This window comes from Micromonospora sp. GCM10011542, assembly GCF_042650685.1.
Taxonomy (GTDB): Bacteria; Actinomycetota; Actinomycetes; order Mycobacteriales; family Micromonosporaceae; genus Micromonospora.
In genome coordinates, this window is sequence record NZ_JBHSBO010000068.1 from 72,230 (window position 1) to 96,300 (window position 24,071).

Below are 24,071 nucleotides of genomic sequence, written 5' to 3' on the forward strand. Positions count from 1 at the left end.
GCCCGGGTCAGCGGTGGGCGGGGGTTGGCTGGTCGCGGAGGCTGCCGCGTTGGACGGCGCGGCTGATGTCGCTGGGCGACACGATGCCGACCAGTCGGCCGTCGGTCACCACCAGGGCCCGCCCGTCGGCGCACTGGCTGAGCCGGGGGAGCAGGTCGTTGAGTTCCTCACCGGGTTGGGCCAGGACCAGCTCGTCGGCCCGGCAGGCCACCTCGGCCAGCCGGGTCGACGCCCGCCGGTCCGCCGGTACGGCCCGGACCCGGTCCAGGGTGACCAGGCCGGTCGGCCGGCCATCCTCGGTCAGCGGCAGCGCCGAGTGCCGGTAGGCGAACAGATAGCGGTCGACGAAGTCGGCGACCGTCAGGTCCGCCGACGCGGTCTGCGGCTCCGGGGTCATCACGTCGCCGACCCGGACACCGCGCAGGGCGCTGCCGGTACGCGCCTGCCGCTCCTCCATCCCGGCGGCGCCGATCAGGAACCAGCCGATCAGCGCCAGCCAGAGCCCGCCGAAGCCGACGCCGGCCAGGAACTGCCACAGCCCGAGGCCGATCAGCAGCGCACCGAGCACCCAGCCGGCCCGCGCGGCCACCACCGACGCCCGGGTACGGTCACCGGTCGCCTTCCACACCGCGGCGCGCAGCAGCCGGCCGCCGTCCAGCGGCGCGGCCGGCAGCACGTTGAAGATCGCGAGCAGGATGTTGATGCCGGCCAGCCAGGCCAGCGACCCGAGCAGCAGCCCGCCCTGCCCGGCCAGTGCCAGCACGATGGCGATGGCGCCGAAGAAGAGCCCGAGCACCAGGCTGACCAGCGGACCCACCCCGGCGATGCGCAGCTCCGCGCCGGGATCGCGGGCCTCACCCTTCAGCTCGGCCACCCCGCCGAACAGCCACAGGGTGATGCCCCCGACCTCCAACCCGTTGCGCTTGGCGACGATCGCGTGCGACACCTCGTGGGCCAGCAGGCCGACGAAGAAGACCACCGCCGCCGCCAGCCCCGCGAGCGCGTACGCCACCGGCGACCGGTCGGGGTACGAGCGGGGGAACTGGTTGGCGGCCAGCCCCCAGGCGATCAGCGCGAAGATGACCAGGACACTCCAGTTGACCCCGACGGGTACCCCCGCGATCCGGCCAAGCCGGAAGCTCGCCCTCATTCTCCCCCGTTACCCCGGGGTGGCCCGCTCATGCCCGAGCCGGGTCTGGAGGTCAGGGGCGCGGGGTCTCGCTGGCGATGGTCTTCTCGCGGGGCAGCGCCGCCGCCCGCAGCGCCCAGTCCAGCGCCTGGTCGGCGATCGGCTCCCAGCCCTCCTGCCCCACGGTGAAGTGGGACCGGCCGGGAAATTCCTGGTACGCGGTGAGCGCCCGGGACTTCTGGTAGAGCGTCGCGTTCGACTTCACCAGCGCCGGCGGCGCCACGTGGTCGACCTCCCCGGCCATCAGCAGAAGCGGCGCCCGGTCGTTGCGGCCGGTGTCCACCCGCGAGGGGGAGCGCGGGTCGAGGTTGGCGAACGCGCCCTCGAAGAGCACCCGTCCTGCGCCCGGAACGGCGTAGCGCTGCCAGGCCCGGTCGGAGTCCTCCCGGCTCATCGTGTTGCCGAAGGCGTAGTGGAAGTCGTCCGGGGTGAACGGGACGGCCCGGTGCCGGTTGCCGGGGCTGCGCAGTATCGAGAACCCCGAGCGCAGCGTGGTCAGCGGCAGCTTGAGCACGCCCTTGATCGGCGCGGGCGCGACGCCCACCACCGCCGCGCCCAGGCCCCGGTGGACCAGGAGCTGGGCGATCAAACCACCGAACGAGTGCCCCATGATGATCGGCGGCCGGGGCAGCGCGTGGATGATCTGCTCGTAGTGCGCCGCGATCCCGGCGATGCTCTGCCCGGCGATCGGGGCGGGATCGTCGCGCAGCTGCTCCACCTCGCGGTCCATGCCGGGCCAGGCCGGGGTGAGCACCCGCAGGCCCCGGGCGGCGTACCGGTCGGCCCACCCCTCCCAGCTACGCGAGGTCATCCACAGCCCGTGGATCAGCACGACCGTGTCGACCGGCCCAAGTGGCGTGGCGCCCATCGCGTTCCCCCCGGTGTCGCGGTGTCCGGACCGGGCGGTTACCCGCTGCCGTGCGCGAGAATCCTCCGCCCTGGCGCAACCGGCGACGGGCATGCCCGCCCGGGTACGAAGGCGGGGCCGGCTACACCGCGGCCAAGTGCCACCATCTCAGCTCGCCTTTGCTCTGCTTCAACCCGCGCAACAGGGCGGACCCGGCAGTGTCGCGCCGGTTGAAGCAGAGCAAAGGACGCGCAAGGGGGTGCCCGCTGCGGCGGCGTCCTCGGGGACGTGGCGATCGCGGCAGCGCTCGCCATGGCAGCGCGCCCGCCGTCGCGGCAACGCTTGTCAGCGGCAGAACCGGGCTGCTCGCCGCACGGGGTCGTGGTGGCGGCTGACCGTCCGTGGCAGGTGGTGCTGTCCCCCTGGGAACCCGCCGGGCGGCCGGTGTGTCGCGCGCGCCTGGCGGCAGATGGTCCGGTGAGCGTGATGACTCAGAGGCCATAAATATGGGTCTTCTGCTGGGTTCGTGGGTCGGTGGTGATCATCTTCGGGGTAGTTGGGGTCGGTGGCCGCCGAGGCTGAGCATGGCCAGGGCGATGAGGGCGTCGGGTGAGTGGAAGCCGAAGGCCATCCGGGTGAGCAGGCGGATCTTGGCGTTGACGGACTCGATGCGCCCGTTGGACAGGCCGTGTTCGATGACGGCGATGATCTGATCGCGGTGGCGGCTGACGCGTCGTTGCAGGTCGATGAAGACATCGATGCGGCTGCGGCGAGCCCACCCGATCCACCGGTCGAGGGCTTCGACCGCCGCCGGGCTGGTCTTGGCCAGGGTGAACACCAGTCGGAGGCCTTCCTTGAGCGCCCAGGCCCGGTGCAGGCGGGGGTGGGTCTTGGCGATCCAGGCGAGCTTGGCCTGCTGGGCGTCGGTGAGGTTCTCCGGGTTCTTCCACAACGCCCAGCGGGTGTTCTTCAACTGCCGGGCCGCGCCGACGGCGACACCCCGACGACCGGCCCCACGACCGGTGGCCTCGTTCCAGGCTTGGCGGCGCACCCGATCCACGGCATCGGTGGCCCAGGCCACGACGTGGAACGGATCGGCGCAGCGCACGGCGTTCGGGCAGCGACGGCGGATGACCGTGGTGATCCAGTCCGCGCCGTCCGCGGACACCTGCGTGATCTTCGCGGCCCGCTCGGGGCCGAGCAGGTCGAAGAACCCGTTCAGGGTCGCCGCGCTCTTACCGGGCGCGGCCCAGACCAGCCGGCCGCTGTCGTGATCCACCACCACGGTCAGATACCGGTGGCCCTTCTTATAGCTGACCTCGTCGATGCCGATACGGCGCAGCCCCTCGAACCGGTCCACCACGGCACCGGTGTCGGCCCACACCCGCGCCACGATCGCCCCGACCGTGCGCCAACTGATCCGCATCAACTGCGCCACCGCCGACTTCGCGGCATGCACCGCCAACCACGCCACCACCTGGTCGAACGCCCGCGTATGCCCCGCCCCATGACGCGCCCACGGCACCGCCGCCACGACCACCCCGTGCTCCGGGCAGGACACCCGCGGCGCGTCCGCCTCGATCACCGCCCGCACCACACCCACATCCAACGCCCGCCACCGACGACGAACACCCGCGTCATAGCCCGGACACCGCCGACGACAGTGCGGACACCGCTGCCGAGCACCCCGACGCACCCGCACCCGAGCCACCAACACCGACTCAACCGGATCGAACTCGACGTCCTCCACCACCGCCTGCTCGACCCCGAACACCCCAGCCCATACCCTGGCAGAACGCACGCCGTTCTCCCGCCCATAAAGTTCTGACCTTCGACAAGCCAGAACCTAGGCAGGACAACGGCGTGCGCCACAAACGACGCGCCCAACCACCCACAGACACGTCACAAGACCCATAAATATGCCTGTGAGTCATCACGCTCGACGTGGTGTTCGCTCTCGCGAGCGCCGTTCGGCGTGGTGTTCGCTCTCGGGAGCGCCGTTCGGCGTGCTGTCCGCTCTCCGGAACGGCCGCCGGCCGCGAGCCGCGTCACGCGCCCTGGTCGTCCGCGCGGCGCTGGCCGGCTTCCGGGCGGCGCCGGCGAGGCCGATGACTGTGCTGTCGCCGGCGTGGCCGGCGGCCGTGCTGTCGCCGGCCTGGTCGGCTCGGGCAGGGCCGTGGCCCGGGTGCGGATCGCCCCGCCGGTAAGCCCCTGACAAATGTCACGGCCGGAACGTGACGACCGCTCCGGGTACCGGCGCCCGCAGCGCCGGAGCATGAGTGCCATGACCAGTACGCATCCGGCCGTCGAGCTGACCGGCCTCACCAGGACCTTCGGCTCGGTCACCGCCGTCGACCGGCTCAGCCTGCGGGTGGAGCCGGGCGAGGTGGTGGCGTTCCTCGGCCCCAACGGAGCGGGCAAGACCACCACCATCGACATGCTGCTCGGCCTGGCCCGGCCGGACGCCGGCACGGTCCGGATCCTCGGCGGTACCCCCGACGACGCGGTCGCCCGGGGCCGGGTCGCCGCCGTACTCCAGACCGGCGGGCTGCTCAAGGACCTCACCGTCGGCGAGACGGTCCGGATGACCGCCAACTTCTACCGGCATACCCGCCCGACCGCCGAGGTGCTGGAGCGGGCCGGGATCGCCGACATCGCCGACCGGGTGGTCGGGCGTTGCTCCGGCGGCCAGCAGCAGCGGCTGCGCTTCGCGCTGGCCCTGCTGCCCGACCCGGACCTGATGGTGCTCGACGAGCCGACCACGGGCATGGACGTCGAGGGGCGGCGGGACTTCTGGCAGGCCCTGCGCCGCGACGCCCGGGCCGGGCGGACCATCATCTTCGCCACGCACTACCTGGACGAGGCGGACGCGTACGCCGACCGGATCGTGCTGGTGCGGCAGGGGCGGATCGTCGCCGACGGCACCACCGCGGAGATCAAGAACCTGGCGGCCGGCCGCATGGTCCGGGCCACCCTGCCCGGCGCCGACCAGGCCGCGCTCGCCGCGCTGCCCGGCGTCGACGCCGTGGAGATCCGCGGCGACAGCGTGCTGGTGCGTACCGGCGACTCGGACGCGATCGCCCGGCACCTGCTCACCCGTACCGAGGCCCGGGATGTGGAGATCACCTCCCGCAACCTCGAGGACGCCTTCCTCGCCCTTACCACCGAGCACATCGGAGCCTGAGATGACGACCCTGCCGGCCACCTCCGCCGTCACCCGCACCGAGCAACCGGACCGGCGGCTGCCCGCCCTCGGCGGCTTCGCCCCGGCCGTACTCCTCATCGAGCTGCGCAGGGTGCTGCGCAACCGCCGCACCCTGGCCTTCACCCTGATCATGCCGGCGGTCTTCTTCCTCATCTTCGGCCTGCCGGAGCGCGGGCAGTCGCTGGACAACGGGCGCCCGGTGATCGCGTACATCATGATCAGCCTGGCCGTCTACGCGGCGATGGTGGCGACCACCAGCGCCGGCGGAGCGGTCGCCACCGAGCGGGCGCTGGGCTGGAGCCGTCAGCTGCGGCTCACCCCACTGCGCCCGGCGGCGTACGTGGCCACCAAGGTGGCCACCGCGATGGTCCTCGGCCTGATCGCGGTGGTGGTGGAGTTCGGTGTGGGCGCCGCCGCCGGGGTCCGCATCCCGGTGCACGTCTGGCTGCTGGCCGGGCTGGCAGCCTGGGTGGGCTCGCTGGTGTTCGCCGCCTTCGGGCTCTTTGTCGGCTACCTGGTGCCGGCCGAGAACGTCATGCAGTTCATCGGGCCGATCCTGGCCGTGCTGGCCATGTTCGGCGGGCTCTTCGTCCCGGTCGAGGTGCTGCCGGACGTGCTCCAGCAGGCCGCGAAGTTCACCCCGGTGTACGGGGTGGGTGAGCTGTCCCGCGCCCCGCTCACCGGCGACGGGGTGAGCGTGGCCGGGGTGGCCAACATGGTCGTCTGGGCGCTCGTCTTCGGCTTCGGCGCGTCCCGGCTGTTCCGCCGGGACACCGCCCGGGTCTGATCCGGGCAACCGCTAGCGTGGACCCGATGGATCTTCCTGCGGGCCAGCCCCTGCCGGTGAACCGCCGTTGGCGGATCACCGGCTGGCTGCTGGCCGCCGTGTGGCTGTTCTTCCTCAACATCCCGCTCTCCACCGCCCTGCACCAGCCGCAGCCGTGGCGGCGGATCGTCGGCGTGGTCACCCTGATCGCCTTCGGCGTCGGATACGTCCTGCTCTTCGAGTGGGCCCGCGGCCTGCGGCAGCAGCTCCGTCCGATCCCCGTCCGCCGGGCGCGGGCGGCGTTGCTGCTGCTGGTCGCGCTGGGCCTGGCCAGCATCCCGGGCACCGAGGGGGACTGGCTGGCCACCCTGGTCTTCGTGGCCGCAGCCGGGGTGTTCCTGCTGCCCGTGCGGGAGGCACTGCTCACCGTGGCGCTCTGCGCGGTGGTCCCGCCGCTGGCGGCCGTGCTGGTGCCGGGGTGGGAGGCGGAGGACACCGTCGTCTTCGCCGTGCTGCTCGCCTCGTTCGCCATGTTCGGGGTGTCCCGGCTGGCCCAGCGCAACAGCGAGCTGCAGGCCGCCCAGCAGGAGATCCGCCGGCTGGCGGTCGCCGAGGAGCGGGCGCGAGCCGCCCGCGACCTGCACGACATCCTCGGGCACTCGCTGACCGTGGTGGCGATCAAGGCGGAGTTGGCCGGTCGGCTGATCGAGGTGGACCGGGCCCGGGCGGCCACCGAGATCGCCGAGGTGGAGGCGCTGGCGCGGGCGGCGCTGGCCGACGTACGGCAGACGGTCGGGGCGTACCGCGAGGTGACCCTCGCCGGTGAGCTGGCCGGCGCCCGCACCGCGCTGGTCGCCGCCGGCATCGCGGCGGACCTGCCGGCCGAGGTGCCGGACCTGCCGCCGGAGCGCGACCAGTTGTTCGGCTGGGCGGTACGGGAAGGGGTGACCAACGTGGTCCGGCACAGTGGGGCACAGCGCTGCACGATCCGGGTGGACCCGGACGGGGTGGAGATCGGCGACGACGGCCGGGGTCCGTCCACCCCCGACGTCGACGCCGCCGGGCATGGCTTGGTCGGCCTGCGCGAGCGGGCGCGGCGGCTGGACGCCACGGTGAGCGTGGGTCGCCGTACCGAGGGCCCCGGTTTCCTGCTGCGGGTCCACCTGCCGGCGGCGACCCGGTGAGCGCGCCCACCGACCGGGCGCCCTCAGCGAGCGGGCTCATCCGGCTGCTGCTCGCCGACGACCAGGCCCTGGTCCGCGGCGCGTTGGCGGCGCTGCTCTCGCTGGAGCCCGACCTGACCGTGGTGGCCGAGGTCGGCCGAGGCGACGAGGTCGTGCCGGAGGCCCTCCGGACCACGCCCGACGTGGCCCTGCTGGACGTGGAGATGCCCGGCCTGGACGGGATCGCCGCCGCCGCCGCGCTGCGGGTGGCGCTGCCGTCCTGCCGCGTGCTGGTGGTGACCACCTTCGGCCGGCCCGGCTACCTGCGCAGGGCGATGGAGGCCGGCGCGAACGGCTTCGTCGTCAAGGACACCCCGGCCCGGCAACTCGCCGAGGCGGTCCGCCGGGTACACGCCGGCCTGCGGGTGGTCGACCCGATGCTGGCCGCGGAGACCCTGGCCACCGGGGCGAGCCCGCTGACCGAGCGGGAGACCGAGGTGCTGCGGGCCGCCCGGGCCGGCGGCACGGTCGCCGACCTGGCCCGGGCGCTGCACCTGTCCGAGGGGACGGTACGCAACCACCTCTCGGCGGCGATCGGCAAGACCGGTGCCCGCAACTCGGCCGCTGCCGTCCGGATCGCCGAGCAGAACGGTTGGCTGCTCGGGGAGTGAGTCGTGTGGGTCAGGCGGTCGGCGGCGGGGTGGGCAGCTGGTCGACCACCACGAGGCTGCTGCCGGGGCGCACCTCGGCGAGCAGTTCCCGCTGACCGCTGCGGTTCACCCGGATGCAGCCGTTGGTGGTGTTCTCGCCCAACTCGCCGTCGTGGTACCAGGTGTGCAGCCCGATGTGCGCGCCCCGCAGCCCGGTCGGCACGGACTCCGGGTCGTCGGGCACCGAGCCGAGGGCGTAGATGTCCACCCCGCCGTAGACGTCCTGCGGGGGCGGGGTGCGGCCCAGGATGAAGGTTCGCCCCAGCGGCGTCTCCTGCCTGGGCTGGCCGAGACTGGTCTGCCAGGACCGCATCGCCTTGCCGGCCCGGTACCAGGTGAGCCGGTGCGTTCTGCGCTCCACCACGATCTGGTCGCGCAGTGCCACGGTGGTGAAACCGCCGGGCGGTAGCCAGGCGAGCCGCCGGTTGGCCGAGGGCAGCAGGACGGCCGTCCAGCCGGCGCGTCGCTGGGCGATCGGCACCGTGAGTTCGACACCGCTGAGCGTCGGTTCGAGGAAGGCCAGCGGCCGGCCGCCGGGACCGTCGTACGCGGCGATCCGCCGCGTCGGATGCAGACCCTCGGTGAGCGGGGTGGTGTCCAGCGTGGCCGGATCGGCGGGGAAGCCCCTGGGCGCGGGGTCGTAGTCGAGCACCGGCAGCCCGTCGGGAGCGGGCGCGGCCGGCGGCACCGACTCCTCCGGGTTCTGCTCGACGCTGCTCGGCGTCGGGTCGGGCGTTGCCGCCGCCGGGCGCTCCGGGGCCGCCGCGCGCGGTGTCAACGCCTGCCCGACCAGTAGCGCGGTGATCAGGAGCGCGGCCACGGCGGCGGCCGTGACCAACCAGACACCCTGCCGACAATAAAGGCCAATTCGGTCAAACGTCACGAAATCACCCTACCCGGCCCGGTTAGGAAGGGGCCCCTGCTATACGAAAAGCGATAGCAGGGGCCCCTTCCTAACCGTCCTCAGATCCGCGCGCCGATGTGGATGGCCACCGCGTCGTGGGCCGGCACGTTCGCCGAGAACCAGCCGGCGGTGTCCACCGTGATCACCGGTCCGCTGCACGTGCCGCCCGCGTACGTACCGTGGATGACGTCGCAGTACCGGCCGGCGGGCAGCCCGGTGTAGTAGGAGCGCCCGTTCATCGCGTAGTCCTCGTCGTTCACGGTGAGGTAGCCCTTGCCGCTGCGGCTGAACGCGATGTGGTTGTTGCCGTTGTCGTACCAGTTGGCCACGCCGGCGCCCTCGGTGGCGTTGCGGAAGCCGACCATGTTGGCGATCACCGGCCAGCGGTGCTCGCGCTCCCAGCCGGAGTAGCAGGTGGTGTTCAACGTCTTGTTCGCGCCGTCCGAGGGCGGCCCGGTGTCCCGGTTGCTGAACGTGTAGCTGGACATGACCGTCGGCGAGCCGTAGGGCCAGGCCAGCATGAACGCGTTGGCGAGGGCGTAGATGCCGCGGTCGCGGTAGGTGAGCACGCCGTTGGAATCGCGCTGGGTGTCGTGGTTGTCCACGAAGGTCGCCGCCGAGGCGCTGGGCAGGTGCCCCCAGCCCTCGCCGAAGTTGCGCAGGTAGGCCAGCTTCTCCGAGCGGAAGACCCGGGACAGGTCCTTGCCGTAACGGAACTCGTGCACGTCGCCGTTGCCGGTGTACTCGGTCGGTTGGACCGGCTCGCCGGCGCCGTGGATGACCTCCTGCACGAGGTACGCCGAGCGGGACAGCTTGCCCCGGATGGCGGCGATGTCGGCGGCCGGCATGTGCTTGCTGGCGTCCAGCCGGAACCCGTCCACGCCGAGGGCGAGCAGGTCGTTGAGGTACCCGGCGATCTTCGACCGGACGTAGTCGGACTCGGTCCTCAGGTCCGAGAGGTTGACCAGCTCGCAGTTCTGCACCTCGTACCGGTCGTTGTAGTTGGCAATGTCGTCGCCGCCGTTACGGCCGCAGTGGTGGAAGTCCTGGGTCTGGTAGATGCCGGGGTAGTCGTAGTGCGAGTACGGCGAGCCGGCCCACCCGGTGCCGCCGGCGTCCTGGCCCGACATGTGGTTGATCACCGCGTCCACGATCACCTTCACCCCGGCCGCGTGGCAGGTGTTGACCATGGACTGGAACTGGGCTCGGGTGCCCTTGCGGGACTCGACCCGGTAGCTGACCGGCTGGTACGCCAGCCACCACTGGTTGCCGCGCACGTGCTCCTGCGGCGGTGAGACCTGGACGTAGCCGTAGCCCTTCGGCCCGAGGGTGCTCTGGCACTCGCTGGCGACCGAGGGCCAGTTCCACTCGAAGAGCTGGACGATGACCTTCTTGCTGCCGGACGGGGCGGCGACGGCCGGGGGTGCCGTCACGGTGGTGGGGACGAGCAGGGTGGCGACCAGGCCGAGGGCGAGGAGGCGGGTCCGCTACACGTGTCCGGAGGCCGAGCGGTTCGAACCGGTCGAGAAATTTCCACCGCCCGGTGATCCGTGCGCCCCGCCGGTCCGTACTGGAGGGGGAGCAGGGGTCGGCCGGTGGTACGCCGCCGCGAGACGATCGAGGAGCAGATGGCCCGGGCAAAGCAGAACCAGAAGGCGGCCACCGTCCGGACCGGTACCACCAGCCGGGGGGTACGCACCCGGTCCCGGTCCGCGACCGCCATGCTGGTCGCGTCGGTGCTCGCCGCGCTCTGGGCGGCGACGATGCTGACCGGCGCGGGCCAGACGGCGTACGCGTACGGCTTCTTCTTCACCGAGTTCTTCGCCGGTGTCATCGCCCTGGTGTCGCTGAGCCTGACCGTGATGCTCGGCCTGCTCGCCACCGACCGGCTGGTGCTGCGGATCCCGCACCGGGTGCTGATGCAGTCCGCGCACCGGGCCTTCGGGGTGCTCGGCGTGGCGGGGTTGGTGTTCCACGTGCTCACCAAGATCGCCACCGGCCGGGCGGCCCCGACCGACGCGTTGGTGCCCTTCGTCGGTGGCCGGGGGCTCTACGTCGGACTCGGCACGGTGGCCGCCCTGCTGCTGGTCAGCGTGCTGTGGACCGGCGTGGTCCGGGCCCGCTTCGCCGGTGCCGGTCCGAAGTGGCTGTGGCGTGCGCTGCACTCGATGTCGTACGTCTCCTGGCCGTTCGCCCTGCTGCACGGGCTCAACGCCGGCCGGCCGGCGGCGCCGTGGGTGGTGTTCAGCTACGCGGCCTGCGTGCTGCTGGTGGTGGTGGCGCTGCTGGTGCGGCTCTCCGTCACCGTCGGTCGGCGCAGCCGCGAGCAGCACCAGGCCGCGGTGCTCAACAAGGCGATGGCCGGCCGGCCGGCGGAGGAGGCCCGGAGCCGGTCGATGCTGGCCGGGCTGGGCCGGCGTCGTACCGCCGGCGAGGAGAAGCGCGAGTCCCGGGGCGGCTGGGCGGAGACCACCGCCACCTCGTGGAACACGCCGACCGGGGCGCGCCGCCGCGACCCGGAGCGGTTCACCGTGCCGGTGGTGCCCGAGCCGGGCTCGTTGGCCGAGCCGGTCCAGCCCACCCGCCGGCGGCGGGACGCGGAGGAACTCGAACCGGTCGCCCGGCGGCGGGGCGAACGCACCCGCGACCGGGAGGACGAGGTCGCCCCGACCGGGCGACGCAGCCGTCGCGGCGCCCGGGTCGAGGAACCGGTCGCGGAACGCGCCGCCCGCCGCGCCCGGGCCGGGGAACCGGTCGAGGAACGCGCCGCCCGCCGGTCCCGCGCGGAGGACGCCGACAGCCGGTACTCGTCGCCGCCCCGGCGCTCGGTCGACCAGCCGGAGGAGCCGTGGGACAGCCCGCGCCGCTGGCAGGGCGCGGAGCCGATCTCGGCCGGCCCGGTCTCCGCCGGGCCGATCTCCGCGGGCCCGATCTCGAGCGGGCCGATCTCGAGCGGGCCGATCTCGAGCGGGCCGATCTCGAGCGGGCCGATCTCCGCCGCGCCGCGCAGTGGCAGTGGCCGGCACAGCGCCGAGGACGACCTGCCGGAGGAGCCCGACTACTGGCGCCCGCCGGCCCGCTACGTCGCCGACGAGGTGCCGCTGCCCGCCGACGACACCCCGACCCTGGTCGACCTCGCGTCTCGGCGGGCCCGGCGGGCCTCGGGCGAGAGCCGGTCCGCCAAGCGGCGCCGGGCCAACGCGGACGCGGTGGACGGCGCGTACTGGGCCGGGCTGCGGGGTGAGGCGAAGTGATGCGGACGACCGTGCCACCGGTGGCCTGCGTCGGTGAGCCGCGACTGACCGCCGGCTTCGCCGAGTTCGGCCGGCTCGACCTCGCCGCCCACGAGGAGGTGCACGGGCCGATCGGCCCGATGGAACCGGCCCAGTTGCTCCGGCTCGCCGAGGGGATCCAGCTCATGGGCAAGGGCGGGGCCGGCTTCCCGTTCGCCCGCAAGCTGCGTGCGGTGCTGGAGTCCTGCGAGCGGCAGGACCTCAACGCGGTGGTGGTGGTCAACGCCACCGAGGGGGAACCGGCGAGCTGGAAGGACAAGGTGCTCCTGACCCGCGCTCCGCACCTGATCTTGGACGGCGCGGCGCTGGCCGCGTACGCGCTGGACGCCGACGAGATCGTGATCGGCGTGGCCGACGACGGGGTGGGCCGCGACTCGCTCATGGAGGCGCTGGAGGAGCGCCGGATGCCGGTGCCGGCGTCCATCGTGACCGTGCCGCACCGGTTCATCTCCGGCGAGGGCGGCGCGCTGGTCAACGGGATCAACGGATTGCCGCACATCCCGCCCGGCACCAAGAAGCGCTCCAGCGACTCCGGTGTCGCCGGCCTGCCCACCCTGCTGTCCAACGCGGAGACGTACGCGCAGCTCGCGGTCGCCGCCCGCCTCGGCCCGTACGAGTACGCCGCGCTCGGCACCGACGACGAGCCGGGCACCGTACTGCTGACGGTGACCGGCGCGGCGGCCCGGCCGGCGGTGGTGGAGTGCGCGGCGGGCACCCCGCTGCGGGAGATCCTCGACCTCTGCGAGGTCCCCGACGGACCGGGCATCCTGGTGGGCGGCTACCACGGCAAGTGGATCACCCAGGAGGCCGCGGACCGGGCCGAGGTGTCCCGCAAGGGGCTGGCCGCCGTCGGCGGCACCCTCGGCGCGGGCATCATCGTCGCTCTCGGCAACGACACCTGCCCGCTCGGCGAGGCGGCCCAGGTGGTCCGCTACCTGGCCGGCGAGTCCGCCGGGCAGTGCGGGCCGTGCCGGATGGGCCTGCCGGACCTGGCCCGCGCCGTCGACCTCGCGGTCGCCGGCAGCCAGCCGGCCGACGTGGTCCGCGCCGCCGCCGGGGAGGTGAAGGGCCGAGGGGCGTGCAGCCACCCGGACGGCACCGCCCGGTTCGCCCTCTCCGCGATCGAGGTCCTCGCCGACGACCTGCGGCTGCACAGCACCGGCGACGGCTGCGGTCGACGGGTCAAGGGCGTCCTGGGCCTGCCCGGCGCGCCCGACCCGAACCCGCAGAAGCTCACCCTGGACTGGTCGCGCTGCGACGGGCACGGACTCTGCGCGCACGTGGTGCCGGACTTCATCCGGCTCGACGCCAACGGTTATCCCGCCTTCCCGCCCACCCCGGTGCCGACCTGGCTGCGGGAGGGCGCGCTGAAGGCGGTCAAGGTCTGCCCCGAGCTCGCGCTCCGCCTCGCCAAGGCCGAGTGAGGAAGGGCCCCTCACCAACGCCTGATGCATAGGAAGGGCCCCTTCCTAACAAAACTGTCGAACGGAGATGCGCATGCGGATCGGGATGGGGCGGACAGCGGTTGGGCACCTGCCCCGCGCCGCCACCGCTGGGGCGCTCCTCGTCGGCCTGCTCGCCCTGGCGTCCTGCACCGGCACCGTGCCGCGGTCAGCCGCCGGCACCCCGTCCCCGACCGTCGCCGAGAGCGCCCCGTCGACCGTCGGCGGAAGCGGCCCGTCGACCGTCGCCCCGGGCGGCCGGCCGACGTCCGTGCCGGCCCGGGTGCCGGACACCCTGCGCTTCACCGGCACCACCCTCACCGGCGCCGCCTTCGACGCGGCCGCGCTGGCCGGACGGCCGGTGGTGCTCTGGTTCTGGGCGCCGTGGTGCGCCACCTGCGCCAGTCAGGCGTGGACGGTGGCCGAGATCGCGCCGAAGTACCGGGACACCGTGCCGATCGTCGGCGTCGCCGGGCTCGGTGAACAGCGCGCCATGAAGGAGTTCGTCACCGAGTTCGACCTGGCCGGGACGCCGACGATCGACGACCGCTCGGGTGTGCTCTGGCGTCGCTTCGAGATCGTCGAACAGAGCACGTTTTTGATCATCGACCGGGACGGCCGGGTCGTCCACCAGGGCTTCCTGGACGGTGAAGCACTCACCGCCCGGGTGGCCGCGCTGGCCGGGGCGTGACCGGCCCCCTGCTGCTCGCGCTGACCGCCGGCATGCTCGGCGCGGTCAACCCGTGCGGGAAGGATCCCCTCCTGACACCTCGCGCGGGCGCGGCACGGCGCCGACGGAGGCCGGACACACGCCGGCCTCCGTCGAGCGGATCGACTAACGCTGCGGGGTGAGGCGGTCGGTGCCCAGGCGGTCGCGGAGCACCTCGGGGAGCACCACCGAGCCGTCGGGCTGCTGGAACTGCTCCAGGATGGCCGGGAAGAGCCGGCTGGTGGCCAGCGCCGAGCCGTTGAGGGTGTGCACGAAGCGGGTCTGCTTGCCGCCCGGCTCGCGGTAGCGGATGGCGGCCCGGCGGGCCTGGTAGTCACCGGCCCAGGAGACCGACGACACCTCCTTGTACCTGCCGGTGCTCGGCATCCACACCTCGATGTCGAGGGTCTTCTTCATCGACGCGCTGGCGTCCCCAGCCGAGAGCAGGCTGCGCTGGTAGTGCAGGCCGAGCCGCTCCACCAGGCTCTCCGCGTGGGCGAGCATCTCCTCCAGCGCCGCGTCCGCCTGCTCGGGCAGGGTGAACTGGAAGATCTCCACCTTGTTGAACTGGTGCCCGCGCACCGTGCCGCGCTCGTCGGAGTGCGAGCCGGCCGCCTCGCGCCGGTAGCAGGGGGTGTACGCGAACGCCTTCAGCGGCAGCTTCGGGGTCTCCAGGATCTCGTCCTGGTACGCGCCGAGGATCGCCGTCTCCGAGGTGGGCAGCAGGAACTGCCCGCGCGGGGCGCCTTCCCGGTCCAGGTGGTAGACGTCGTCGTAGAACTTGGGGAACTGCCCGGCGGCGTAGCCGGCCGTGTCCAGCAGCAGGTGCGGCGGGAGCAGGAACTCGTAGCCCTGCTTGACGTGCTCGTCGATGAACCAGTTGATCAGCGCCCACTCCAGCCGGGCGCCGAGGCCGGTGTACATCCAGAAGCCGGAGCCGCCGAGCTTGACGCCACGTTCGTGGTCGACCAGACCCAGCATGCGGCTCAACTCGACGTGGTCACGCACCTTCTCCAGCGCGGGCGGCTCGCCGAAGGTCTTGACGACCCGGTTGGCCTCCTTGCCGCCGGCTACGACGTCGTCGGCGGGCAGGTTGGGCAGCTCACTCATCGTGGTGCGCAGCCGGGCCTGCACCTCGTCCAGCTGGGACTCCAGCTCGGCGAGCTGCTTGCGCTCGGCCTCCGGCGCGGTGACCTGCGGCTCGGTGCCGGCCCGCTTGGCCTGCGCGTACGCCCGAGCCTCGGCCTTGCGGCGCTGCCGCTCGGCGTCGATCTCCGTGATCAGGGCGCGGCGTTCCTGGTCGAGCCGCTGGATCTCGTCCAGGGCCCGGGTGACCTCGGCGGGATCCAGTCGCTTCGCCAGCGCGGTCGCCACCGCCTCGCGATCCTTCCGGATCAACTCCATGTCGAGCATGCTGCTCCGTACGCCTCCGTCCGGGGTCGGGTGGAACCACCCGATGCTACCGTCGCCGGTTCTTCCGGCCGGAACTACCCACGCGTTCCCGCAGCGCCGGGCGCTGTCAGAGCCGGACGGGCATGAGGATGGAGAACGCGTCCCCGCCGGCGGCGCCGCGGATCGCGAGCGGGGCGATGGGGCCGTCCAGCTCCAGCACCAACTGCCCGTCGCCGGCGGCGTCGAGGGCGTCGAGCAGGTAGCGGCCGTCCACCCCGATCCGTACCCCGGTGGTCGACTCGTCCGGGCCGAGCACCCGCAGCCCGTGGTCGTCGGCGCCGAGCACCGTCACCGCGTAGGTCCGCCCGTCGTGCTCCCGCTCGATGCTGGGGGCGTCGGGGGCGCGCAGCGCGGTCCGCAACGCGGCGGCGTCGACCGGGAACCGGTGGGCGGGCGGCTCACCACCGGCCCGGGGCAGCAGCCGCCGGTAGTCGGGAAACTCGTCGGGCATCGTCGCCGCGACGACCTCGCTGCCGTCGACGGTGAGCACCACGCGGTCTCCGGTCAGGGTCACCGGCACCGTGGCGGTCGTCCCGGCCGCCAGCCGGGCCCGGATCTCGTCGACGGCGGTGACGGGGAGCAGCGCGCGCACCGGCGGACCGTCGAGCGTCCCGCCGGCTCGGGCGAGGGCGAGGCGGTGCCGGTCGGTGGCGACCAGCCGGACGCCGTCGGAGTCGGCGTCGAACAGCACGCCGCCCAGCACCGGCAGCTCGGGGTCGGTGCCGACGGCGAACCGGACGGCGTCGATGGCGGCGGCCAACTCGACGCGGGACAGCACGAGGCGGGTGGTCATCGGGAACTCCTCGAAGGCGAGCGACGTGCGGATCCGGGAGAGTTCCCGACGGGCGTCGGCGAGACCGTCCTCCAGCCGGCGCAGGTGCGCGTCCAGCAGGCGGTGCACGACGGCTGGCTCGGACCGGACGGCGCGGGCGATCTCGGCCACCGGCATACCGACCCGGCGCAGCCCGGCCACCAGCCGGGCCGGCCGCACCTGGTCGTCGGTGTACCAGCGGTACCCGGTGACGGGGTCGACCAGGGCCGGGGTCAGCACCCCGGCCGAGTCGTAGAACCGCAGCGCGCTGACCGTCAGGCCACTGGCCCGGGCCAGCTCACCGATGCTGCGCAGGTCGCTCTCCACGACGTTGATCCTGCCGCCTCAACCAGGTCGAGGGTCAACCCGCCGGCTTCGTCTGCGCCTCGGGCGCCGTCGCGTCCTGCCGCAACACCCGGAAGGTCAGCCCGGCCCGGGTGAGCCGGTCGAGCAGCGCGTCGCCCATCGCGGTCACCGGCGTGACCTGGCCCGAGGTCGGCGGCAGCTCGTCCAGGGCCAGGCAGAGCGCCGACTCGGCCAGCATCTTCGCCGTCTCGTCGTAGCCGGGGTCGCCGCCGGCCACCTCGGTGAGCACCCGCCGCCCACCGCCGGTGCCGACGAAGCGGACCTTAAACCAGGACGCCGCCCGCTGCTGCGGGGTGGGCCCCTGCCCGGAGGAGAGCCGGCCGAGCAGCCACCGCCGGGTGGGCGGCAGCTTCAGCAGGCCGATCAGCGTGCCCAGCCCGGCACCGGTGGCCAGCACGGTGGGCAGCCGCTTGACCGCGGCGAAGTGCCGGTAGCGGAAGTCCGGACCGTATTCTGGTCGGGCCGCCGCCGAGCGGCGGACCACCTGCGGGTCGATGGTGGGCAGCGGCACGGTCCACATGCCCAGCTCCGCCGAGCGAGCCAGCTTGCCGGGCACCGCCCGGACCCGCCGCCCGGCGGGGCGCGGCTCGATCGCCCGGCGCTCCCGCGCGGCCCGGCTGGCCTGCCCGGTACGGGAGAACGCGGTCAGCGCGGAGTGGTAGGTGCCGGCGGAGAACCGGCCGCCGGCCCGCACGTATCCGTCCACGCTGATCGGCACGTCGGTCGGGAGCTGCCGGACGGTGAACCAGACGCCCAGGTCGTGCGGGATGGAGTCGAAGCCGCAGGCGTGCACCAGCCGCGCGCCGGTGCGGACCGCCACGGCGTGGTGGCGGACGTACATGAGGTCGACAAATTCCGGCTCGCCGGTGATGTCGAGGTAGTCGGTGCCGGCCCGCGCGCAGGCCGCGACCAGCGGCTCACCGTGGTGCACGTACGGGCCGACGGTGCTGGCCACCACCCGGGCGCTCTCCGCCACCGCGCGCAGCGAGTCGGGATCGGTGACGTCGGCGGTCAGCAGCGGCAGCCCGGCCAACGCCGGGTCGATGGCGACGAGCCGGTCCCGCACGGCGGCGAGGCGCTCGGGGTTACGCCCGGCCACCGCCCACCGCAGGCCGGGCGGCGCGTGCCGGGCCAGGTACTCGGCGGTCAGCCCTCCGGTGAACCCGGTGGCCCCGAACAGCACCACGTCGTACGTCCGCTCCCCAGCCATCCCCAGAGTCTGCCATCCGCCGTCGACCCCCGTCGATCAGGAGGACGATTCGTTCCGGCCCGGCTCGTCACCGCTCTCGACGCGCTGCTTGACCTGGCCGAGCGTCCAGCGCACCTGCAGTCCCGGGTCGTCGCCGAACAGGTGCGCGGCGAGCCCGCCGGGTCGTTGCGCACCGACCAGCGGGCGCGCGGCCAGCTCGGTGCCCCGGTCGTCGGGGGCCGGGCGTACCCGCACCTCGACGGCCCCGTCCAGGCGCCGCAGCGGATCGGGCCACCGGCCGTTGGGCAGCACCTGCTCCGGGGGCCGGTCCACCGTCACCACCTCCCACCCCGCCGGCACGTCACCGTCCGCGTCGCCCGGACCGCGCCCCCGGGGTACGCGCAGCAGCCGCGCCGCCGCGGTGGCCAGCGCCGCGGCGCCGAGGAGGCTTCCCGTGCCCGCCAGTCGTCCCATCGGTCCCACCCGTCCTCCCGCGCCGCTCGTCGCCCCGTTACGTCGGGTCCGCACCACCCTGCCGTGCCGTGCCCGGAACCCCGCCGGACAGGCGGTGCGGTAGGAAATCGCTTCCGGCCCCTTTGCTCTGCTTCACCCCACGCAACACAGGGGAAACTGTCGCGTGGGTTGAAGCAGAGCAAAGGACGCCACATGGGTCGCCTCCAGATTGCGCTGGCGCGGGGTGAAGCCGGGTCGCCCGCAAGGGGTGAACGCCGCCGGGCCGGGTAACCGCTCGCCGACCAGGGGTCGGACGCGTCCGTGGGGGTGGGGCCGGATGCCGGAGCAGGACCGTGCACGGGTCGGGACGGCGCCGGAGGACCTCGCCGGCCCGCCGCTGTTGGCGTCCCGGTTGACGCCGGCGGTGCCGGCAGAGCCGGTGCTGGCCCGCCCCCGGCTGCTGCGCCGGCTGGACGAGGGCAGCGCCGGCCCGGTCACCCTGGTCTCCGCTCCCGCCGGCTGGGGCAAGACCACTCTGCTCGCCTCCTGGGTACGGCTGGCCGACGACCGGCCCGAGGGCGACCCGGGGCCGGCGTGGGTGTCGGTGGAGGCCGGCGACGACGGCGACCGCCTCTGGGCGTACCTGGCGGCGGCGCTGCGGGCGGCCACCCGGACGACGGACGACGGGCCGGCGGCGCCGGTGCCCGACCGGCCACCCCGCCCCGACCAGCTGGAGCTGCTGGCCGCCGCCCTGGCCGCCGCCGACCGGCCGGTGCTGCTGGTCCTCGACGACCTGCACCGCGTCACCGACCCTGCCGCCCTGACCGGCCTGGAGTTCCTGCTCCGCCACGCCGAGCAGCGGCTGCACCTGGTGGTCGGTGCCCGCGCCGGCCTGCCCCTGGCCGTGCACCGGCTCCGGCTCGCCGGCGAGCTGACCGAGATCGGCGTCGACGAGCTGGCCTTCACCGACGACGAGGTGGCCGACCTGCTCACCGCGCACGGCGCGCCGCTGCCGGCCGCCGCGCTGCGCCGGCTGCGGGAGCGCACCGGCGGTTGGCCGGCCGCGCTGCGGATCGCCGCGTTGGGCCTGCGCGGGCAGCCGGACCCGGCGCGCTGGGCCGGGCAGTTCGGCGGTGATCAGCCGGAGATGGCCGGCTACCTGCACGAGGAGGTGCTCGCCGCGGTCGACCCGGCCGACCGGGACCTGCTGCGGCGTACCGCCCTTGCCGAGACGGTCTGCGCGGACCTGGCCGACGCGTTGACCGGCCGCTCGGACGCCGAGCGGACCCTCGCGGACCTGGCCGGCGCCGGTGGGCTGCTGCGCCGGGAGGAGAGCCGTCCTCCCTGGTACCGCTGCCATCCCCTGCTGGCCGATCTGTTCCGCGCGGAGCTGGCGCGGCTGCCCGTCGACGAGCTGCGCGAGCTGCACGTGCGGGCGGCGCGCTGGTACGCCGACAACGGGCGCCCCGCCGACGGGCTGCGGCACGCCCTGGCCGCCGGCCGCTGGGACACCGCCGGTGACCTGTTCGTCGCTCACTGGCCGGAGCTGGCCCGGTACGACCCGGAGCCGGAGCCCGCCACGGCCTCCACGTCCCCACCGCCCGAGGTGGTCCGCGCCGACCCGGAGGTGGCGCTGGCCTGCGCGGCGGAGCGGGCGTACGCCGGTGACCTGCCGGCCGCCTCAGGTCACCTGCAGACCGCCGCCGCGTACGCCGGTGGCCTGCCGGTGCCCCGTCGGGACCGGTTCCTGCGGTTGGCCACCGCGCTGGAGCTGACCCTGGCCCGGTTGGCCGGCGACCCGGGGGAGGTGCGGGCCGCAGCGGCCCGGCTGTTGCGCACCCGCCCGGCCGCTCCGGCACCCACCGGGACACCCGAGCCCGCGCCGGCCGCCGGGTGGGGCAGCGTCGCCGAGGACGCGGACCTGCGCGCGTTCACCGGTACCGCGCTGGGGCTGGTGGAGCTGGCCACCGGCGCGCTGCCCGGCGCCCGGTTCGCGCGGGCCCGGGCGGCGGCCCGGGAGGCGGGCCGGCCGCGCACCGAGCTGGTCTGCGCCAGCCGCTCGGCCCTGCTGCGGGCGCTGCGCGGCGAGCTGCGCGCTGCCGAGCAGTCGGCCCGCGACGCCTTGGGGATGCCGCCCGGCCGGGGCTGGTCCTGCCGGCTGGACTGCGGGTACGCGTACCTGGCGCTGGCCGTGGTGGCGCTGGATCGCGACCAGCCCGAGGAGGCCGAGGCCAACCTGACCCTCGCCGCGCCGGCTCTCGGCGCGGCCCGCTCCGACGACGGGACGCCCCAGGAGTGGGCGGCGCCCGGCGACCGTCCGGCGGCGCCCGGAGAGCCGGTGGCGTCTGCGGTCGCCGCGCTGTGCCGGGCCCAGCTACGCCGCGACGCGGGCGACCCGGCCGCCGGCCAGCGGCTGCTGGTGCGGGCCAGGGAGTGGCTGGCCGACCTCCCGGCCGGGACGGAGCTGGGGGACCGGCTGCGTGCCGCCGAGGCCGAGCTGCGCGCCGACCGGGGTGACCCGGAGGCCGCCCGGGAGCTGCTGTCCGACGCCGGCCGTGACGGCGCCGAGCCGGTCCTCGCGGTGGCGCTGGCCCGGGTGGAGCTGCGCGCCGGTGATGTCCGCGCCGCCGGCCGCGCGCTGCCGGACTGGCAGGCGCCGGAGGCCGGCGGTTGGCCGCTTCCGGTACGCCTGGACGCCGGCCTGCTGGACGCGGTGCTGGCCCATCGCGGCGGCGACGAACGCCGGGCCGGCCGGATCCTGGAGCAGGTGCTGGACCTGGCCGGTCCCGAGGGCTGCCGGCGGGTCTTCACCCGGGCCGACCCGCCGGTGCGGGAGCTGCTCGCCGTGCACCTGGACGCCGGGACCGCCCACTTCTCGCTCGTCAGCGACCTGGTGCGGGGCACCGAACAGCCGGTGTCCCGGCCGGCGGGCGAGCCGGGTGCGGGGCTGGACGAGCCGCTCACCGAGCGGGAACTGACCATCCTGCGTTACCTGCAGAGCATCCTGTCCAACGTGGAGATCGCCGGGGAGCTCTCGCTGTCGGTCAACACGGTGAAGACCCACGTGCGCAACATCTACCGCAAGCTCGACGCGAGCCGCCGCCGCGAGGCGGTCCGCCGGGCGCGTGAGCTGCGGCTGATCTGAGGCAGCGGCGGCCCGCTCGCGTGGCCGCCGCTGAGACGGACGCCGCCGCCGCGCACCTGGTCGGGTGCGTCGGCGGCGGGCGGCTCAGGCGTTCGCGGCGGCGTCCACCGCGGCCAGCAGGTCGGGCAGGGCGTACCCGCCGGCGTGCCGGACCTCGTTGACGAACAGGGTCGGGGTGCCGTTCACCCCGCTGCGGATGCCGCCGGCGAAGTCCCGGCGGATCCGGTCGGCGTGCGCCCGCCGGTCCACCTCCCCGGCGATCTCGTCCGGCGGCAGTCCGAGCTGTTCCACGCCGAGCGAGAGATGCACCGGGTCCAGTTGGTCCTGGTGCTCGTAGAGCCAGTCGTGCATCTCCCAGAACCGGCCCCGGACCCCGGCTGCCTCGGCCGTCTCGGCGGCCCGTTCGGCGTACGGGTGCACGTTGGCGATCGGGAAGTAGCGGTAGACCAGCTGCACCGTTTCGGCCCGCTGGCGCAGCAGCTCGTGCAGGTTGGGGTAGGCGGCGCCGCAGAACTGGCACTGGAAGTCGGCGTACTCGACGATCGTGACCGGCGCGTCCACCGGCCCCCGGGTGTGGTCGTCGTCCGTCACCGGGTCCCGCAGGCGGGCGGTGACCTGCAGAGGCGTGATCATCCGGCGATCACCCGCTGATCGGTGGCCAGCCGTTGCGGGGCGTCGAGGATGCGGTCCGTGCCGGGCGCCGGGCGCCCCGGTTGGATCAGCCCGTTCGGATCACTCATGCGTCCCAGCGTGGTCGCGGGACGGGTGAGGCTGGCTCACCCGTCCCGGGTGGTTCGGCGCTGGCCGGGCCCGCCGCCGGGACTGCGGCTGGGAGGCGGTCAGCCCAGCACCGGGGCGACCGCGATGTGGTTCTGCACCTCCCGGATGCCCGGCGCGGACCAGGCGATCTGCTCCACCTCGGCGCGCTCGGGCATCGAGTGCACCAGCCCGGCGAGGATCACCGTGTCGCCGTGCACCCGCACGTTGACCCGCTCGGCCTCGGTGGCTCCGGCCCGGGCCAGCGCGTCGACGATCCGGTCGGCCACGTTCCGGCCGTCGGCCGGCGCGTTCGGGCGCACCGTGAGGCCGTTGCTGACCCCGCGTACGCCGGTGAGGCGGCTGACCGCCCGTTCGGCGGCCCGGCGCTGATACTCCCACTCCACCTCTCCGTGCAGCGTGACCCAGCCACCCGACACGGTGACCTGGAGCTTCTCGACCGGTACGAAGGCGTCCCACTCCAGGGCGTGCCCGGCCGCGGCGGCCAGGTCCGGGTCCGCGCGCTCGGCGCCACCGGGCAGCCGGACGGCGAGGTCGTTGGCGACCGCCCGGACCCGGGCCACGCGATGCGCGGCGCGTTCGGCGGCCCACTTCTTGGCGTAGCTGTCCACCCGGCCGGTCAACGTGACCACGCCCTCGGCGACGGTCACGCCGATCTCGTGTGGCTGCACCCGGGGTTCCCAGGTCAGCTCGTCGAGCACGGCGGTCTGGATGTCCTGGTCGGTGCGGCTGATCGTCGCGATGGCCATCTGCCCCTCCTTACGAATGCGTGGGCGGTACCCGATCCTGCCGGCGACCGGGGTGAGCCGCCCTCACCCCGCGGGGGTGATGGATGGCCGTGACGCGACGGGCCCCGGTCGACCAGGTCGACCGGGGCCCGTGAGGGTTTCCGGGATCAGCCGTCGAGACCGACGGGGGCGTTGGGGCGGTCGACGTCGACGAACTCGATGTCGTCCACGGCACGGTCGTCCCGGCTGCCGGCGGCCCGCGCGGCGGTGCCGGCGGCCCAGCCGACGGCCGCCCCGATCAGCGCGGCGCCGATCAGCAGGGTCCACGGCAGCGCCGGCCGCCGGCCGGCGAGCGCGTCGAAGGCCAGCGTGGCGCGGCGTCGCGCCTCGTCGGCCGCGGAGCCCACCAGGTCACCGGCGGAGCCCACCAGGTCACCGGCCCCGTCGAGGCTGCTGCGCCGGGCCGTCCGGGCGGTGTCCTTGACACTGTCTCCCGCGGAGCTGACGGCGGAGACCAGGTGCTGCCACGCCTGGTCCGCGATCCGCTCCGGTTTGCTGCGGCGGTCCAGCAGGTTGGTTCCGAACATCGTGGTTACCTCCTCGGGGTGCCGAAGCCCGCCGGCCACATCGGACTCCGGCGTCTGTCCAGCGCGTCACGGTTCGCCTAATCGGGCAGTGCCCCGCACCGGTGACGCGCAAACCCGGGCGGCGGCGCGGGCCGCCGCCCGGAGGTTCAGCGCAGCACCACCGCGGCGACGCCACGGGCGAAGTCGTCGTCGTCATCGTCGTCGTCGCCCCCGCCGCCGAAACCGCAGGCCAGTACGAGGGCGAGCAGGGCGGCGACGCCAGCCAGACCGGCCAGTTTCCTGATCATCGATGATCCTCTCCGTCGATCCGGGGTGTCCGCAGCCGATGCTAGGCA

21 protein-coding genes are annotated in these 24,071 nt (G+C 74.2%); 8 read left to right on the plus strand and 13 right to left on the minus strand.

Translation table 11 applies throughout. The features are described from left to right. Positions 1-7 precede the first annotated feature (7 nt). From ACFOW4_RS29910 to ACFOW4_RS29920, 3 genes are all read right to left on the minus strand, one after another. Positions 8-1,150, minus strand: coding sequence for a site-2 protease family protein (locus ACFOW4_RS29910; RefSeq protein ID WP_377533654.1), 1,143 nt, complete (start codon positions 1,148-1,150; stop codon positions 8-10). Between the two features lie 52 nt (positions 1,151-1,202). Beyond that, positions 1,203-2,057 (minus strand): alpha/beta hydrolase, encoded by an 855-nt coding sequence (locus ACFOW4_RS29915; protein ID WP_377533655.1) that lies wholly within the window; start codon positions 2,055-2,057, stop codon positions 1,203-1,205. A gap of 520 nt (positions 2,058-2,577) precedes the next feature. Continuing rightward, entirely contained in the window at positions 2,578-3,837 is a 1,260-nt protein-coding gene (locus ACFOW4_RS29920; protein WP_377533656.1) for an ISL3 family transposase, read from the minus strand. Positions 3,838-4,320: 483 nt separating this feature from the next. On the opposite strand from ACFOW4_RS29920, the gene ACFOW4_RS29925 reads away from it, so the two are divergent. Genes ACFOW4_RS29925 through ACFOW4_RS29940 form a run of 4 tightly spaced genes read left to right on the plus strand, consistent with a single transcriptional unit; the run spans position 4,321 to position 7,841 of the window. Further along, positions 4,321-5,220: an ABC transporter ATP-binding protein gene (locus ACFOW4_RS29925; protein ID WP_377533657.1), complete on the plus strand. Its 900-nt coding sequence runs from the start codon at positions 4,321-4,323 to the stop codon at positions 5,218-5,220. Position 5,221: 1 nt separating this feature from the next. After that, a complete protein-coding gene (locus ACFOW4_RS29930; RefSeq protein ID WP_377533658.1) occupies positions 5,222-6,028 on the plus strand; it encodes an ABC transporter permease in 807 nt (268 codons plus the stop codon). Positions 6,029-6,054: 26 nt separating this feature from the next. Next, positions 6,055-7,191: a sensor histidine kinase gene (locus tag ACFOW4_RS29935; protein ID WP_377533659.1), complete on the plus strand. Its 1,137-nt coding sequence runs from the start codon at positions 6,055-6,057 to the stop codon at positions 7,189-7,191. Next, positions 7,188-7,841 (plus strand): response regulator, encoded by a 654-nt coding sequence (locus tag ACFOW4_RS29940; RefSeq protein ID WP_377533660.1) that lies wholly within the window; start codon positions 7,188-7,190, stop codon positions 7,839-7,841. The genes ACFOW4_RS29935 and ACFOW4_RS29940 overlap by 4 nt, the downstream gene beginning before the upstream one ends. 10 nt (positions 7,842-7,851) lie before the next feature. On the opposite strand, the gene ACFOW4_RS29945 is transcribed toward ACFOW4_RS29940, so the two are convergent. Both ACFOW4_RS29945 and ACFOW4_RS29950 read right to left on the minus strand, forming a co-directional pair. After that, positions 7,852-8,763 (minus strand): L,D-transpeptidase, encoded by a 912-nt coding sequence (locus ACFOW4_RS29945; RefSeq protein WP_377533661.1) that lies wholly within the window; start codon positions 8,761-8,763, stop codon positions 7,852-7,854. An 80-nt stretch (positions 8,764-8,843) separates the two neighbouring features. Next, positions 8,844-10,217 carry an alpha-amylase family glycosyl hydrolase gene (locus tag ACFOW4_RS29950; RefSeq protein ID WP_377533662.1) on the minus strand — a complete coding sequence of 458 codons (1,374 nt, stop codon included), beginning with the start codon at positions 10,215-10,217 and terminating at the stop codon, positions 8,844-8,846. 1,415 nt (positions 10,218-11,632) lie between these two features. Here ACFOW4_RS29950 and ACFOW4_RS29955 point away from each other — a divergent pair. The 3 genes from ACFOW4_RS29955 to ACFOW4_RS29965 all read left to right on the plus strand — a co-directional run bounded on the left by ACFOW4_RS29955 (position 11,633) and on the right by ACFOW4_RS29965 (position 14,210). Next, complete coding sequence (locus ACFOW4_RS29955; protein ID WP_377533704.1) at positions 11,633-12,028, plus strand: pentapeptide repeat-containing protein; 396 nt, start codon at positions 11,633-11,635, stop codon at positions 12,026-12,028. Positions 12,029-12,034: 6 nt separating this feature from the next. After that, positions 12,035-13,501, plus strand: a complete 1,467-nt coding sequence (locus tag ACFOW4_RS29960; protein ID WP_377533663.1) for an NADH-ubiquinone oxidoreductase-F iron-sulfur binding region domain-containing protein — start codon at positions 12,035-12,037, stop codon at positions 13,499-13,501. 73 nt (positions 13,502-13,574) lie between these two features. Then, positions 13,575-14,210: a TlpA family protein disulfide reductase gene (locus ACFOW4_RS29965; protein ID WP_377533664.1), complete on the plus strand. Its 636-nt coding sequence runs from the start codon at positions 13,575-13,577 to the stop codon at positions 14,208-14,210. Positions 14,211-14,354: 144 nt separating this feature from the next. On the opposite strand, the gene serS is transcribed toward ACFOW4_RS29965, so the two are convergent. The 4 genes from serS to ACFOW4_RS29985 all read right to left on the minus strand — a co-directional run bounded on the left by serS (position 14,355) and on the right by ACFOW4_RS29985 (position 18,520). After that, complete coding sequence (gene serS / locus ACFOW4_RS29970) at positions 14,355-15,641, minus strand: serine--tRNA ligase (RefSeq protein WP_377533665.1); 1,287 nt, start codon at positions 15,639-15,641, stop codon at positions 14,355-14,357. Positions 15,642-15,747: 106 nt separating this feature from the next. Further along, positions 15,748-16,806, minus strand: coding sequence for a MerR family transcriptional regulator (locus ACFOW4_RS29975; protein ID WP_377533705.1), 1,059 nt, complete (start codon positions 16,804-16,806; stop codon positions 15,748-15,750). A 46-nt stretch (positions 16,807-16,852) separates the two neighbouring features. Beyond that, positions 16,853-18,067 carry a saccharopine dehydrogenase family protein gene (locus ACFOW4_RS29980; protein ID WP_377533666.1) on the minus strand — a complete coding sequence of 405 codons (1,215 nt, stop codon included), beginning with the start codon at positions 18,065-18,067 and terminating at the stop codon, positions 16,853-16,855. Between the two features lie 36 nt (positions 18,068-18,103). Continuing rightward, positions 18,104-18,520, minus strand: a complete 417-nt coding sequence (locus tag ACFOW4_RS29985; protein ID WP_377533667.1) for a hypothetical protein — start codon at positions 18,518-18,520, stop codon at positions 18,104-18,106. 316 nt (positions 18,521-18,836) lie between these two features. On the opposite strand from ACFOW4_RS29985, the gene ACFOW4_RS29990 reads away from it, so the two are divergent. Then, positions 18,837-21,644 (plus strand): LuxR C-terminal-related transcriptional regulator, encoded by a 2,808-nt coding sequence (locus ACFOW4_RS29990; RefSeq protein ID WP_377533668.1) that lies wholly within the window; start codon positions 18,837-18,839, stop codon positions 21,642-21,644. 84 nt (positions 21,645-21,728) lie between these two features. Here the strand turns inward: ACFOW4_RS29990 and ACFOW4_RS29995 are convergent, their stop codons facing one another. The 4 genes from ACFOW4_RS29995 to ACFOW4_RS30010 form a co-directional block, all read right to left on the minus strand. Next, positions 21,729-22,277 (minus strand): DsbA family protein, encoded by a 549-nt coding sequence (locus ACFOW4_RS29995; protein ID WP_377533669.1) that lies wholly within the window; start codon positions 22,275-22,277, stop codon positions 21,729-21,731. 206 nt (positions 22,278-22,483) lie between these two features. Continuing rightward, entirely contained in the window at positions 22,484-23,170 is a 687-nt protein-coding gene (locus tag ACFOW4_RS30000; RefSeq protein WP_377533670.1) for a BON domain-containing protein, read from the minus strand. Between the two features lie 146 nt (positions 23,171-23,316). Continuing rightward, the gene (locus ACFOW4_RS30005) at positions 23,317-23,736 is read right to left on the minus strand and encodes a hypothetical protein (RefSeq protein ID WP_377533671.1); all 420 of its coding nucleotides are present in this window, start codon (positions 23,734-23,736) and stop codon (positions 23,317-23,319) included. A 146-nt stretch (positions 23,737-23,882) separates the two neighbouring features. Continuing rightward, positions 23,883-24,023, minus strand: coding sequence for a hypothetical protein (locus ACFOW4_RS30010; protein ID WP_377533672.1), 141 nt, complete (start codon positions 24,021-24,023; stop codon positions 23,883-23,885). Between the last annotated feature and the right edge of the window lie 48 nt (positions 24,024-24,071).

What these genes read in the sequence shown, in the direction of transcription:
- ACFOW4_RS29910 (WP_377533654.1), bottom strand. Translation starts at nt 1,150, where the DNA reads ATGAGGGCGAGCTTCCGGCTTGGCCGGATCGCGGGGGTACCCGTCGGG.
- ACFOW4_RS29915 (WP_377533655.1), bottom strand. Translation starts at nt 2,057, where the DNA reads ATGGGCGCCACGCCACTTGGGCCGGTCGACACGGTCGTGCTGATCCAC.
- ACFOW4_RS29925 (WP_377533657.1), top strand. Translation starts at nt 4,321, where the DNA reads ATGACCAGTACGCATCCGGCCGTCGAGCTGACCGGCCTCACCAGGACC.
- ACFOW4_RS29930 (WP_377533658.1), top strand. Translation starts at nt 5,222, where the DNA reads ATGACGACCCTGCCGGCCACCTCCGCCGTCACCCGCACCGAGCAACCG.
- ACFOW4_RS29935 (WP_377533659.1), top strand. Translation starts at nt 6,055, where the DNA reads ATGGATCTTCCTGCGGGCCAGCCCCTGCCGGTGAACCGCCGTTGGCGG.
- ACFOW4_RS29965 (WP_377533664.1), top strand. Translation starts at nt 13,575, where the DNA reads ATGCGGATCGGGATGGGGCGGACAGCGGTTGGGCACCTGCCCCGCGCC.
- serS (WP_377533665.1), bottom strand. Translation starts at nt 15,641, where the DNA reads ATGCTCGACATGGAGTTGATCCGGAAGGATCGCGAGGCGGTGGCGACC.
- ACFOW4_RS29980 (WP_377533666.1), bottom strand. Translation starts at nt 18,067, where the DNA reads ATGGCTGGGGAGCGGACGTACGACGTGGTGCTGTTCGGGGCCACCGGG.
- ACFOW4_RS29985 (WP_377533667.1), bottom strand. Translation starts at nt 18,520, where the DNA reads ATGGGACGACTGGCGGGCACGGGAAGCCTCCTCGGCGCCGCGGCGCTG.
- ACFOW4_RS29990 (WP_377533668.1), top strand. Translation starts at nt 18,837, where the DNA reads ATGCCGGAGCAGGACCGTGCACGGGTCGGGACGGCGCCGGAGGACCTC.
- ACFOW4_RS29995 (WP_377533669.1), bottom strand. Translation starts at nt 22,277, where the DNA reads ATGATCACGCCTCTGCAGGTCACCGCCCGCCTGCGGGACCCGGTGACG.
- ACFOW4_RS30000 (WP_377533670.1), bottom strand. Translation starts at nt 23,170, where the DNA reads ATGGCCATCGCGACGATCAGCCGCACCGACCAGGACATCCAGACCGCC.
- ACFOW4_RS30005 (WP_377533671.1), bottom strand. Translation starts at nt 23,736, where the DNA reads ATGTTCGGAACCAACCTGCTGGACCGCCGCAGCAAACCGGAGCGGATC.
- ACFOW4_RS30010 (WP_377533672.1), bottom strand. Translation starts at nt 24,023, where the DNA reads ATGATCAGGAAACTGGCCGGTCTGGCTGGCGTCGCCGCCCTGCTCGCC.